Source organism: Streptosporangium sp. NPDC002544 (genome assembly GCF_040295965.1).
Lineage (GTDB): Bacteria > Actinomycetota > Actinomycetes > Streptosporangiales > Streptosporangiaceae > Streptosporangium.
Map to the genome: position 1 here is coordinate 86,277 of NZ_JBEOWJ010000039.1, position 11,986 is coordinate 98,262.

Annotated in this window: 10 protein-coding genes and 1 pseudogene; 9 read left to right on the forward strand and 2 right to left on the reverse strand. The window is 69.1% G+C overall.

The genetic code is table 11. The annotated features are described in order from the left end of the window. Positions 1-35 precede the first annotated feature (35 nt). Together ABT061_RS40740 and ABT061_RS40745 are read left to right on the forward strand one after the other, a co-directional pair. Positions 36-899 carry an ABC transporter ATP-binding protein gene (locus tag ABT061_RS40740; protein ID WP_502991585.1) on the forward strand — a complete coding sequence of 288 codons (864 nt, stop codon included), beginning with the start codon at positions 36-38 and terminating at the stop codon, positions 897-899. Next, positions 899-2,473: an ABC transporter permease gene (locus ABT061_RS40745; protein ID WP_350928319.1), complete on the forward strand. Its 1,575-nt coding sequence runs from the start codon at positions 899-901 to the stop codon at positions 2,471-2,473. The genes ABT061_RS40740 and ABT061_RS40745 overlap by 1 nt, the downstream gene beginning before the upstream one ends. Before the next feature lie 364 nt (positions 2,474-2,837). Here the strand turns inward: ABT061_RS40745 and ABT061_RS40750 are convergent, their stop codons facing one another. Beyond that, positions 2,838-3,887, reverse strand: a complete 1,050-nt coding sequence (locus tag ABT061_RS40750; RefSeq protein ID WP_350928321.1) for a helix-turn-helix transcriptional regulator — start codon at positions 3,885-3,887, stop codon at positions 2,838-2,840. 174 nt (positions 3,888-4,061) lie between these two features. Here ABT061_RS40750 and ABT061_RS40755 point away from each other — a divergent pair, with 174 nt between their 5' ends. The 5 genes and pseudogenes from ABT061_RS40755 (at position 4,062) to ABT061_RS40775 (ending at position 8,110) form a co-directional block, all read left to right on the forward strand. Continuing rightward, positions 4,062-4,523: a cupin domain-containing protein gene (locus tag ABT061_RS40755; protein WP_061253105.1), complete on the forward strand. Its 462-nt coding sequence runs from the start codon at positions 4,062-4,064 to the stop codon at positions 4,521-4,523. Between the two features lie 67 nt (positions 4,524-4,590). After that, positions 4,591-5,520: an AfsR/SARP family transcriptional regulator gene (locus ABT061_RS40760; RefSeq protein ID WP_350928323.1), complete on the forward strand. Its 930-nt coding sequence runs from the start codon at positions 4,591-4,593 to the stop codon at positions 5,518-5,520. Positions 5,521-5,524: 4 nt separating this feature from the next. Next, on the forward strand, positions 5,525-6,010 hold the full coding sequence (locus ABT061_RS40765; RefSeq protein ID WP_350928325.1) for a cupin domain-containing protein: 486 nt from the start codon (positions 5,525-5,527) through the stop codon (positions 6,008-6,010). A gap of 562 nt (positions 6,011-6,572) precedes the next feature. Beyond that, a pseudogene (locus ABT061_RS40770) lies at positions 6,573-7,543 on the forward strand (IS5 family transposase). Positions 7,544-7,963: 420 nt separating this feature from the next. Further along, positions 7,964-8,110, forward strand: a complete 147-nt coding sequence (locus ABT061_RS40775; RefSeq protein ID WP_350928327.1) for a hypothetical protein — start codon at positions 7,964-7,966, stop codon at positions 8,108-8,110. Here ABT061_RS40775 and ABT061_RS40780 read toward each other — a convergent pair. After that, the gene (locus tag ABT061_RS40780) at positions 8,059-9,264 is read right to left on the reverse strand and encodes an MFS transporter (protein ID WP_350928329.1); all 1,206 of its coding nucleotides are present in this window, start codon (positions 9,262-9,264) and stop codon (positions 8,059-8,061) included. The genes ABT061_RS40775 and ABT061_RS40780 overlap by 52 nt on opposite strands. 123 nt (positions 9,265-9,387) lie before the next feature. Between ABT061_RS40780 and ABT061_RS40785 the strand changes: the two genes are divergently transcribed. Both ABT061_RS40785 and ABT061_RS40790 read left to right on the forward strand, forming a co-directional pair. Further along, a complete protein-coding gene (locus ABT061_RS40785; RefSeq protein WP_350928331.1) occupies positions 9,388-10,308 on the forward strand; it encodes a GlxA family transcriptional regulator in 921 nt (306 codons plus the stop codon). A gap of 583 nt (positions 10,309-10,891) precedes the next feature. Next, on the forward strand, positions 10,892-11,614 hold the full coding sequence (locus tag ABT061_RS40790; RefSeq protein ID WP_350928346.1) for a tyrosine-type recombinase/integrase: 723 nt from the start codon (positions 10,892-10,894) through the stop codon (positions 11,612-11,614). The last annotated feature ends 372 nt before the right edge of the window (positions 11,615-11,986 follow it).

Consider the following 11,986-nt stretch of genomic DNA (forward strand, 5'->3'; position numbering starts at 1 on the left):
TATGTACATTCTAAAGCGTGAGCAACGTCATCTCCATGTCCGGCGTGACCAAACGGTTCGGCCGGACGACCGCACTGGACGGCCTCGACCTTGAGGTCAGGGCCGGTGAGGTGCATGGCTACCTGGGCCCGAACGGCGCAGGCAAGTCCACCACCATCCGCGTCCTTCTCGGGCTGCTGCGTGCCGACGCGGGCAGCTCTTCCATGCTCGGTGGCGACCCGTGGAAGGACGCCGTCGAGCTGCACCGCCGCCTGGCCTATGTGCCCGGCGACGTCACCCTCTGGCCGGGGCTGTCCGGCGGCGAGGTCATCGACCTGCTGGGACGGCTGCGCGGCGGCCTGGACCCCCGGCGCAGGGCCGAGCTGATCGAGCGCTTCGAGCTGGATCCGCGCAAGAAAGGCCGCGCCTACTCCAAGGGCAACAGGCAGAAGGTCGCCCTGGTGGCCGCGCTGGCCTCCGACGTCGAGCTGTTCCTGCTGGATGAGCCGACCTCCGGGCTCGACCCGCTCATGGAGGCGGTCTTCACCCAGTGCGTCGGCGAACTACGCGCGCAGGGCCGTACGATCCTGCTGTCCAGCCACATCCTGGCCGAGGTCGAGAAGTTGTGCGACCGGGTGAGTATCATCCGCGACGGCCGCATAGTCGAGACCGGCACCCTCTCCGAGTTGCGCCACCTGACCAGGACCACCATCACCGCGGAGCTGGCCGGGTCGCCCAACGGCCTGCACGGCGTGCACGACCTTCGTGTCGACGGCAACCGGGTGACCTTCCAGGTGACGACCGACGAGCTCGACGCGGCGTTGCGCCAGCTGACCAGCGTGGGCGTGCGCACGCTGACCAGCCAGCCGCCGACGCTGGAAGAGCTGTTCATGCGCCACTACGCCCGGGTGGACAGCTGATGACGGGCACGCGAGCGCTGGTCCGGCTGATTCTGCGCCGCGACCGCGTGATCCTGCCGATCTGGGTGCTCCTGCTGGCGATCATGCCCGTCACCCAGATCTCCGCCATCGGCGGGCTCTATTCCACCGACGCCGAGCTGCAGGCCTTCGCCGCTTCCATGCGTGCCACTCCGGCCTTCTTCGCCCTGTACGGCCCGCTGCTGGACTGGCACGTGGCGGCGCTGGGCGTGTGGCGCGCCGGATTCGTTCCGGTGATCCTCGGCCTGGCCAGCCTGCTCACGGTAATCCGGCACACCCGGGCAGAAGAGGAGAGCGGACGCCGCGAGCTGCTGGGCTCCACCGTGCTCGGCCGCCACGCCCCGCTGTCCGCCGCCCTCATCGTCGTCGCGTCGGCCAACGTGATCGCCGGTCTGATCGTGGCCGGCTCCCTCGCCGGGACGTATCCGGTAGCCGGCGCACTGGCGGCCGGGCTCGACTACGCCCTGGTCGGCATCGCCTTCGCCGCGATCGGCGCGGTGGCCGCCCAGCTCACCGAGAGCGCCTCCGGGGCTCGGGTGATCGGCCTCTCCGCTCTCGGGCTGGCGTTTCTGCTGCGGATGGCCGGTGACACCACCGACGCCTCCTGGCTGTCGTGGCTGTCGCCCATCGCCTGGGGGCAAAAACTGCGCCCCTTCGCCGACGAGGAATGGTGGCCGCTGGCTCTGTTCGCCGCCTTCATCGCCGTGGCCTGCTACGCCGCCTACGCGCTGGCTGCCCGGCGCGACGTCGCGGCTGGCCTGCTACCGCCCAGGCCGGGTCCAGCGCAGGCCGCGCCCAGCCTGGCCGGCCCGCTCGCGCTGGCCTGGCGCCTGCACCGCGGGCTGCTGCTGGCCTGGTGCGCGGGCTTCGCCGTCTTCGGCGCGGTAATCGGCAGCGCCGCCAACGCCGCCTCCTCCGCATTGCGGCAAAACGCCCAGATCACGGAGATGCTCAACAGGCTCGGCGGCGGAACCGACCCGGCCGACCTGTTCATCGCCGTGCTGATCGGCATCTTCGGCATCGCCGTGTCCGGCTACGCCATCCAGGCCGCGCTGCGGCTGCGCACCGAGGAGAGCCTCGCCCGCGCCGAGCCGCTGCTGGCCACCGCGGTCAGCCGCGTCGGCTGGGCGGCCGGCCACACGCTGTTCGCCATGCTCGGCCCGGCGGTGGTCCTCGCTGTGACCGGCCTGGCCGTCGGTCTGTCGTACGGCGCAGCCTCAGGAGACATAGCCGCCCACCTGCCTGCCACGCTGGGCGCGGCTCTCGCTCAGCTCCCCGCGGTATGGACCTTCTCCGGACTGGCCCTCGCCCTGTTCGGCCTGCTGCCCCGCCTGGCCGCCGCGGCATGGGCGGTCCTGGCGCTGTTCCTGCTCTTCGGCCAGGTGGGCGCGCTACTGGAGCTGCCCCAGGTGCTGCTGGACCTGTCACCCTTCAGCCACCTGCCCACACTGCCGGGCGGCGAGGTCTCGGCGACCCCGCTGGTGGCCATGACCGCGATCGCCGCGGCGCTGACCATCGCCGGCCTGTACGGCTTCCGCCGCCGCGACGTCGGCTAAGCGTGTTCTTTAACCTCGGGCCTCGAACGGTTTTCGGGGGGTGCGGGTGGCCTCGGTGACTGAGACACCGTCGTCGACCAGGCAGCGCAGCGTCGCCGGTTCGGCGGACCCCCGCAGGTGAACCGCGCCGAGTCTCCACGAAACCCGGCGCGGTTCACTGTACGGAGTTGAGATCAGAAGGATTCGCCTGCGCCTTGAGCTCTGATGCTGGTAAGCCATCGCCATGGCGCGTGGAGACCTCACTGACGAGGAATGGTCCTTGATCGAGCCTCACTTGCCCCGACCCGACCCTCTGATCGAAAGAGATGACCGAAGACGTCGTCAAACGCGATCGACGCTCCATCGCTAGCTTCCTGTCCCTGGATTAGGAACCGCGGAGACGACCGACGAGCTGGTTGCGGCTGCGCACGCCGACCTTCGCGAAGATCGATTTGAGGTAGTCCTGAATGGTGTAGGCCGACAGATGCAACCGATCGGCGATCTCGGCGGTGGAACGGCCCGTGAGGACCTCCTCGCACACCTCTCGCTCCCGCGCGGTGAGGGCGTAGGAGGTCAGCATAATGCCGATCACCTCGTCGGCGGGCACCGGTTCGACGGTGATGAGCACCCGCTCGGCCGACGAGTCCAGGGGCATCAACTGCGCGGCGCGGAGCGCGACCCAGGTCCCCGAGATGTCACGCATGCGGGCGTAGGCCGCGCCGGTAGGGGAACCGGACAGCGCGGCGGCCACCGCCTGCAGTGCAACGTTGAGCCAGCCGGGGCGTGTCGCCTCCCAGGCCTCCAGCCATTCGAGGGCGGCGGGCGTGGCGCCCTTGAACTCGCCGCCAGCATCGAGCACGATCACGACCGGGCCGCCGGAGCACGCACTGGTGCCGGGCATCCTGCTCCTGTTCGCCGTCCGCAGCGCTATGCCGATCAGCGGAGCGACCGAGGCCAGGAAGTCTGCCTCGGCCGTGGAGAAGTCGGGTCCGCCAGGGCCGCGCATCAGGCCGGCGATCCCCCAGCAGGCACCGTCGCTGACGAAGGACGCGCGTAGGTCGAAGGCCACCCCGATGGACTTGTAGAGCTCGTTGACGCGCCGACTGCGCACGACCTCGCCGAACGGCTGGTCGGAGAGCCGGCCGATGGGGACCTGCCTCCGCGCGAGGTCGGCGAAGCTGTTGCAGTCAGAAGGACCGTACTCGATCTCGGCGAACAGTGCCTCCTGCTGTTTTGAGGGGTTGAGGTCGACCGTCACCGAACCGGTGGGCAGCATGGTCTGCGGGTCCACAGCCGCCCAGCAGGTGGCGTCGTACGGCACGACCTGGCCGACCACGTCGATCGCCTCCTGCTGGACGTCGGCCGGGCCCAGGCCGGCCGCCGCGACGGCGGATAGGGCGCGCCTGGCCTCGTAGGCCCGTGCCTGGTTCACCATGGTCCCAGTATCGAAGAGTCCTCCGCCGGCCACCATCCCAGATTCCTGGGGGTGCCGGCCGGGCGAGATCCCCCTTCGCGTGGGATGGAGCGCAGCCGCACCTGGTTCTTAACGTGAGAGCGCAATGCCGGTAGCACCGGGGACTGCGACCCCAGTGTCACAGAAGGAGATTCGATGTCCCAGCAGATTCACCACAGCCTTGCCGGCGAGGGCAGGGAGCTGTTCACGGTCGACAGCACCGCGACGGTGAAGGTCGGCGCGGAGCACACCAATGGTGAGTACGAGTTGTTCGAGATCGACGGCGAGCGAGGTAGCTTCGTCCCGCCGCACCGGCACCCCTGGCCTGAGTCGTACTACATGCTGCACGGCAGGATGTCAGTTCAGGTGGGCTCCAAGCGGTACGAGATGGGCCCCGGCGAGTCGATCACGGTACCCACTGGTGCCGTGCACACCATCGAGGTGCGCAGCAAGGCCGCGAAGTTCCTGGCTTTCAGCCTGACCGACGGCACCGGAAAGCTCTTCGCCGACCTCGACGCGAACGTTCCCCCCGGGCGCGCGATGGAGGAACTGGCTCCGCTCATCACCGAGATCGCTGAGCGGAACCGGACCAGCTTCATCGGCCGTCCCGCACAGTAACCGCTCTCATTCAGGCCGGCCGAGGGAGGCCCCGGCCAGGGGCCTTCCGTCATTCATGGAGGAGATCATGGACTTCCGGCTACTCGGTGAGACGGCGGTGCTGGCGGCTGACGGCACGTCGCTTGATCTCGGCCCCAGAAAGCAGCGCATGGTGCTCGGCGCGCTGATGCTCAGGGCAGATAAGACCATCGACATCGAGCAGCTCATCGACGTGATCTGGCCGGAGACCGCGAACAGTCGCGTCGCCGTGAACAGCCTGCATGCGTACGTGTCCAAGCTGCGCCGGATCCTCGAGCCGGGTACGGAGCGACGCGGCGACTACGAGATCCTCACCAGGCGCTCCAGGGGCTACCGCCTGACCGTCCGGCAGGAGTCCCTGGACATCGGACGGGTGCGCATCCTGGCACAGGAGGGCCGCAAGCTCTTCGCCGCGGGCCACAGCGCGCAGGCGTCGGCCTATCTGCGCAAGGCACTCGCCGAGTGGCGCGGGGCGCCGCTAAAGGATTTTCCCGACGGGCCATGGATCCGTGACGAGGCGCACTACCTGGCCGAGTTGCACAGGGGCCTCATCGAGGAGGCGGCGGAGGCCGATCTGGCTCAGGGGCTCGGCCCTGTGCTGGTCCCCGAACTGGGACGGCTGCTGGCGGCCTTCCCGTACCGGGAGCGGCTGCGTGCGCTCACCGCGCACGCGCTCTACCAGGCGGGCCGGCAGGCGGACGCGCTGTCCCTCATCGCCGAAGGACGCAGGCAGATGGCCGAGGCCTTCGGTCTCGACCCCGATCCTCGCATCCGCGTGATGGAGGATCGGATCCTGCACCACGATCCCTCGCTCACCCCGCGGGAGGTAGTGCGACTGCACGGCAACAGCTGTGCGAGGGGGCGGCGTCAGGCGACCATCCGGCTCACTCCGAAGGTGTTGGCAACGTCGCCGCAGAGGGGCACTCTGGCGACGACGAAAGGGGCGCTGTCATATGTCACTACCTGTTTCCTCCCATGACGTCGTGGTGGTACGAGAGGCGGAGACCGAGATCCTCACGACCGCCCAGGTGACCGGGCGACTGTATGCCGACAGCAGTCAGGTTGGGGGAGCTCTCAGCGCTCAGCGGATCACCCTCGGGCAGGGAGCCGCGGGAGCGTCGCCGCACCATCACACCAGGGCCAGCGAGCTCTTCTACGTCCTGCAGGGGACGGCCGAGATCCTCACCGGAGAACGCGTCCTCACGGCGGAGCAGGGAGACCTGGTCGTGGTCCCGCCCCGCGCCGTCCACGCCTTCGCCGCCGCCCCCGGAACCGAGGCCGATCTGCTGATCGTCGTCACGCCCGGAATAGAGCGCTTCGAGTACTTCCGCCAACTGCAGCGCGTCGCCAAGGGCGAGGCCGCCTTGGAGAGCATCCTCGAAGCCCAGGACCTCTACGACAACCACTTCGAGGAAAACCAGGTCTGGCAGCAGCACCTTCTCCGGCGCGCACCGGGTTATCGGGCTTGATGGCGTGATGCGGCTCCAGGAACCCCCGGGGATCGTCTATGACGACACGGCGTGCCCGGGCCCGGCCGTTGATCGACCTCGACCTGTCGTACCGGCTTCTGGACGCGTCCCCTATAGGCGCTCAACGGACGGCTCCACCACATCGGCATCGGACGAACCCACGCCCGAACCGACGTCGTCCTGCTCGCCGACCTCCAGGTCCGGGTTGTCAACGCCGCCACCGGAGGACTCCTCTGCGAGTGCGAGCTGAACATCGATCCCAGCCGCGACTACCAACCCCAGAACAAGCGGAAACCCTCGAGCCCGTAGGTTCGAGGGTTTCCGATGTGTTGAGACATCACAGTGGAGCGGGTGACGGGAATCGAACCCGCGCTGTCAGCTTGGAAACCGCATGATCACGGCCAGTCAGAGCCGCTGACCTGCGCGCGGAGCCGGTCATGAGTGACCGTGGTCGCCCCTTGCCACCCTGCCCAATTGCACGACGCTCAGCTAGAGCCTGTACGAAGTTGAGATCAGAAGGATCGCCTGCGGTGCGGTCGGCGATCCTGATAGGCCACCGGGCATGGCGCGTGGAGACCTCACCGACGAGGAATGGTCCTTGATCGAGCCTCACTTGCCGTTGGGTGAGTGAGGCCCGATCCCGAACCTTCGGCAGCAGTTCAACGCGGTGATGTGGCGGTTTCGTACCGGCAGCCCATGGCGGGACCTGCCGGTCGAGTACGGGCCATGGTCCACCACCTACGACCGCTTCCGTTCCTGGGCGCTGAACGGCGTCTTCGAGCGGCTGATGCAGGCGATGATCGCCGAGGCCGCGGCTCGTGGGCAGGCTGACCTCGACCTGGTGAGCGTGGACTCCACCACCGCCCGCGCGCACCACCACGCCGCCGGGATGGTCTTGAGGGGCGAGTTGGCTGCGGCGCTGCAAGAGGCCGCCGAGCGAGAAAAGGGGCTATGCGAAAGGGGCAAAGCGCCCGCGACGGCGACCCCGGCGGAGGTGGGGACGGCCGACGGCGAATACGCCGCCGGCACCGGTTCCGGCTGAAGGCGGCCGGGCTGGGCCGCTCGCGGGGCGGGCTGACCAGCAAGGTGCACCTGTCGGCTGACCATCGATGCCGTCCGCTGTCCTTCGTCCTGACTCCCGGCCAGGCCGGAGACAGCCCGCAGTTTCGCGCCGTACTGGAGCACATCAAGATCCGCCTGCCGATCGGCCGTCCGCGCACCAGGCCGGGCGCGGTTGCCGCTGACAAGGCGTACTCCTCCCGCGGCAACCGCGCCTACCTGCGCCGACGCCAAATCAAGGCGGTCATTCCGGAGAAGGCCGATCAGGCGGCCCACCGCAAGAAGCGCGGCTCTCGCGGCGGACGCCCGGTCAGCCATGATCCCGATCTCTACAAGCAGCGCAACACAGCGGAACGGTGCATCAATCGAATCAAGGAGTGGCGTGGGCTGGCCTTCCGGTTCGACAAGACGCCCGACAGCTATCTGGCAGGCCTGCACCTACGCGGAGCCGTCTTGTGGATCCGAAGCCTCTGACCGGCCTGAAGATCCGAACCTCGTACAGGCTCTAGACCGCATCCGGCGACCAAGGCAAAGGGCAGCACATAGGCCACCGTGACCACACGCATCCTCATGATCAGTTCCTATCTGACCTTCCTGTCAGAAGCGAGATGGCACACCACACCATGTCGAGACGTCATTGACAAAAATGTCATGAGCTTCGAAAAATTTAATCTTGTACTGATGTATCAGTGGTGAGTCGCCGTCGTTGCCAGGACATCAGGGAGCAGTAGGCGGCCAGGTAACCGACCCCCAGCAGCGAGGGGAGAAGACCGCGCTGCTGGCGAGCTGACATCCGCTCTATTCCGGGGACGGGCCGCAGTGGGAAGGGCACGGACAAGGGGCGCCGTCAGCGGTCCTCGGCTTCTTCGTTGTCGGCTTCGCCAGGATCACGCAATGACCCAGGACGCCGGGTTGTTCCGGCACGGCGAGCGGCCTGAGGATTACACGCCGTTGTTCGCCGCCTACGTCCAACTGCAGGCGATGGCCAACTATGTCAACAAGCTGGCCGGGACCGAGATCGACTGGCTTCCGGCCTCCTGAGGTTCCCAGCCCAGCCGCCTGACCGGCTTGATCAACAGCAGCGCCGCCACCACGCCGACCGTCACCAGGGCCGACCCCAGCATGAAGGCGCGCGGTTCGACCAGCGCGGTGACCGGACCGGCCAGCGCCTGTCCGACTGCCATGCCCGCGACCGACCCGGCCACCTGGTAGGCGTTGACCCGGTTCACCACGTCCGGCGCGACCTGCGTCTGCACGCTGGTCGACCACATCACCGACCAGAACGCCAACGCGCACCCCCCGAGCAGATGCCCGGCCATCAGCAGCGGCAGCGGCAGCCCGAGCGCGACCGTCAGCGGCACCGCCACGTACCCGCTCAGCGCCACCGCCCCGGCCGCCAGCGGCCTGCGCGGCCTGAGCCTGATCGCCACCAGCCCGCCCAGCACAGTGCCGAGGCCGAGCGCCGCCATCACCCAGCCGTAGTCGGCCCCGATGACCTGCGACGACAGCGGCACGTACGGTCCGACCACCAGAACGCCCCAGAACACCCAGACCAGGATGACCGACCACATCCAGCTCCTGGCCTTGAACTCCTCCCAGCCCCTGCGCAGGTCGCTCGACACGTTGGAGGGCTCCGGCCTGGGTACGGTGACCCGGACCAGCAGCAGACACACCCCGCTGACCAGGAACGTCGCGGCGTCCACCGTGTAGACGAAGACCGGCCCGGCGACGATGATGAGGACTCCAGCCAGTGCGGGACCCGCCAGATGGGTGACCGCCTCGGCGATCTTCAGCGTCGCGTTGGCCCGCTGCGGATCTTTGGCGACCAGGGGGACCATGCCGTTGACGCCCGGTTCGAACATCCCGGCGGCCATGCCCGACAAGAACGCCATCACCAGCAACAGGGCGTACGGCGGAGCACCATCCAGGAAGGCGACAGCCACGACCCCCTGGGTGACGACCCTGACCACGTCCGCGCCGATCATCAAGCGCCGGGCGCCGATCCGGTCGGCGACAACCCCGCCGAACAACATGACCAGCACAGCCGACGCGGTCCAGAGCGCGAGCACGTAGCCGACGCCCGCGATCCCATAGACTTTCCCGATCGCCAGCGCCGAGGCGACGGGCATCATCGCGTCACCGAGCAGCGAGATCGTGCGGGCCCCGAAGTAGAGGGTGAAGCTCCTCGTCCACATGAGCCCCAATTCTGGATTTTTCCAGACCAGAGCACCGGTGTCCCAAATGACATCATTGAGTACATTTGCGCCATGCCCCTGGATTGCCCGGAAACGCCCCCGACGCCCCCCAGCCCGCATCGCGTGGTCGCCTTGGTCGCCCCGAACCAGGAGGTCTACCCGGTCACCTCCGCCTCAGCCGTCTTCGGCTACCACGGCCCCGACATCCCCCAGCACTACAGCTTCAGCCTGTGCGCCGAACACCCCGGCTCCCTCCCCACCACCCTCGGCGTCCCCATCCAGGTGGACAGCGGCCTCGAGGCCCTCGACGACGCCGACACCGTGGTCATCGCGGGCTGGACCCTCACCCCCTCGCCCGCCGTACTCCACGCGGTGTCCCAAGCCCATGCCCGAGGCGCCCGCATCGTCGCCGTCTGCGCCGGAATCTTCATCCCCGCCGCCCTGGGCCTCCTGGACGGCCGCCGCGCCTCCGTCCACTGGGAACTCTCCGACGAACTCGCCGCCCGCCACCCCCGCGTCATCCCCGACGACACCGTCATCTACGTCGATCACGGCGACGTCGCCACCGCCGGAGCCTCGGCCGCCACCCTCGACCTCTGCCTTCACCAGGTCCTCCAGGAGTACGGCGCGGCCCACGCCATGCGCATCGGCCGCCAGCTCGCCGCCGGTCCTCACCGCGAGGGCTGCCAGCGCCAGTACCCTCCCCTTCCCACCACCGGCCCCATGCCAGACTCCCTGGCCCCCCTGCTCGAATGGCTCCTCTCGCGCCTGCCCGACCAGATCACCGTCGAGGACATGGCCGCCTACTCGGGCGTCTCCCCCCGCACCCTCACCCGCCAGTTCGCCGACCAGCTCGGCGTCCCACCCGCCCGCTGGCTGCTGGAACGCCGCCTGGCCGCCACCCGCGCCCTGCTGGAGGAGACCGACCTGCCCGTCGAGACCATCGCCACCCGCGTCGGCCTCTCCTCGGCGGTCAACCTCCGCCGCCGCTTCCACACCGCCCTGCGCACCACCCCGGCCGCCTACCGCCGCTCCTTCCGCTGAAGGTCCCGGGCGGTTCCGCCACGATCACGACCAGGGGAGATCGGGGACGTCGCCGAGCTGTCGCAGGCCTTGCTCGGGGGGGGCGGAAGAGGAGATGGCGTAGCGTCCCAATCCAACGCCAGCAGCTTGCCGGCCAAGTGCTGCTCCACCGGGTCGGTCAACGACAAGCCCGCGAGCACGTCCTGAGCGTCGCGGTCCGGCGCGGTTCAGCCAGCCGGTCCAGCACCGTCACCCCTGGCAACAGCGCCCGATGCCGCCGCAGCCACGCCACCGACTGATCGAAAGGCATGACCGACGACGGTAGACGCGCCACCTGGCGCCCGGTAACTACCGGTGAGAGGCAGTACACCGCGGCGGACTACGCGCTCAGCGACGAGGCCCGGGCCCGCATCGCCGACGGCGTCCCCCCAACACCCGGCGCGCATATGAACGCCAATGGGCCGCTTTCTCCACCTGGTGCATCGAGCACGGCCGGATCGAGCTGCCCGCCACCGGCAACACACTGGCCGAGTACGTCGAGACGCTGTGCGCGGCCGATCGAGCTCCGGCCAGCATCGAGCAGGCCATCGCCTGCGTGCGCACCATGCACCGCCTGGCCGGCCACCCCAACCAGCCCGCCACCGACACCGCCCGCCTGGCGCTGCGCGCCTACAAACGCGCCCGCGCCGAGACCGGCACCCGCGGCCAGCGCGAAGCCCCACCGGTCGGCATCGACGCGCTGCGCGCCATGGTCAGCGCCTGCGACCTGAACACCCGGATCGGCCTGCGCGACCGGCTCCTGCTGGTGCTGGGCCTGGCCCTGATGGGCCGCCGCTCCGAACTCATCGCCCTGACCTACGACGACGTTCGGCAGGTTCCCGACGGATTGGAGGTCACCATCCGCACCTCCAAAACCGACAAGGACAGCCACGGCGAGACCATCGCCATCCCGCGCGGCAGCCACCCCCTGACCGACCCGGTCGCCGTCTGGAGCGACTGGATCGCCGTACTCGCCGAGGCGGGGGAGACCTCCGGGCGGCTGCTGCGCCGCGTCGACCGGCACGGCAACCTCGGCCCCCGGCTGGGCGCCGACACCGTCAACGTCATCGTCCGCGACCTCGCCGTCCGCGCCGCCGTCCCCGGCACGGAGGCCTTCACCGCGCACAGCCTGCGCGCCGGCGGTGCCACCGTCGCCTACGCCGCGGGCGTCCCCGTCTCCGTCATCGCCAAGCACGGCCGCTGGGCCCCCGCCTCCCCGGTCGTCCTGCGCTACATCCGCGCCGTCGACCGCTGGCGCGACAACGCCATGCGAGGCGTCGGCCTGTAGTCCACGCAAAATCGGACGACATCACCCGGACCTTCGTCGGCCAGACCAGCCAAAAATGCTTCTGACCTGCTGCTCTGAGTGTTACCCGCCGCCGCTGGCTGAGGGAGGACCTCATCACCGAACGCGAGAGGCTGGAGCGAGCCGACCCCTGCGCATCACGAGGACTTCTCTGAGCGTCCCTGAGACGCTCACGCCCTTCCGCCACAGCGGCCGTCGACGCCGGAGAACGCCCCTCCCGACACCGTGCCCCACCCCGGCTCAAGGGGCACGGGTATCGGGGCTTGAGCAACAACGGAACGGCCAGTGGCGTTAGGGAGCTGACGCGGGCGGGGGTGCCGTCCTCCGGCGTTCCGCTCAGCCTGAGTGATCTTC

Coding starts and splice junctions, on each gene's coding strand:
- ABT061_RS40740 (WP_502991585.1), top strand. CDS start 36: ATGTCCGGCGTGACCAAACGGTTCGGCCGGACGACCGCACTGGACGGC.
- ABT061_RS40745 (WP_350928319.1), top strand. CDS start 899: ATGACGGGCACGCGAGCGCTGGTCCGGCTGATTCTGCGCCGCGACCGC.
- ABT061_RS40750 (WP_350928321.1), bottom strand. CDS start 3,887: ATGGTGAACCAGGCACGGGCCTACGAGGCCAGGCGCGCCCTATCCGCC.
- ABT061_RS40755 (WP_061253105.1), top strand. CDS start 4,062: ATGTCCCAGCAGATTCACCACAGCCTTGCCGGCGAGGGCAGGGAGCTG.
- ABT061_RS40760 (WP_350928323.1), top strand. CDS start 4,591: ATGGACTTCCGGCTACTCGGTGAGACGGCGGTGCTGGCGGCTGACGGC.
- ABT061_RS40775 (WP_350928327.1), top strand. CDS start 7,964: ATGACCCAGGACGCCGGGTTGTTCCGGCACGGCGAGCGGCCTGAGGAT.
- ABT061_RS40780 (WP_350928329.1), bottom strand. CDS start 9,264: ATGTGGACGAGGAGCTTCACCCTCTACTTCGGGGCCCGCACGATCTCG.
- ABT061_RS40790 (WP_350928346.1), top strand. CDS start 10,892: ATGCACCGCCTGGCCGGCCACCCCAACCAGCCCGCCACCGACACCGCC.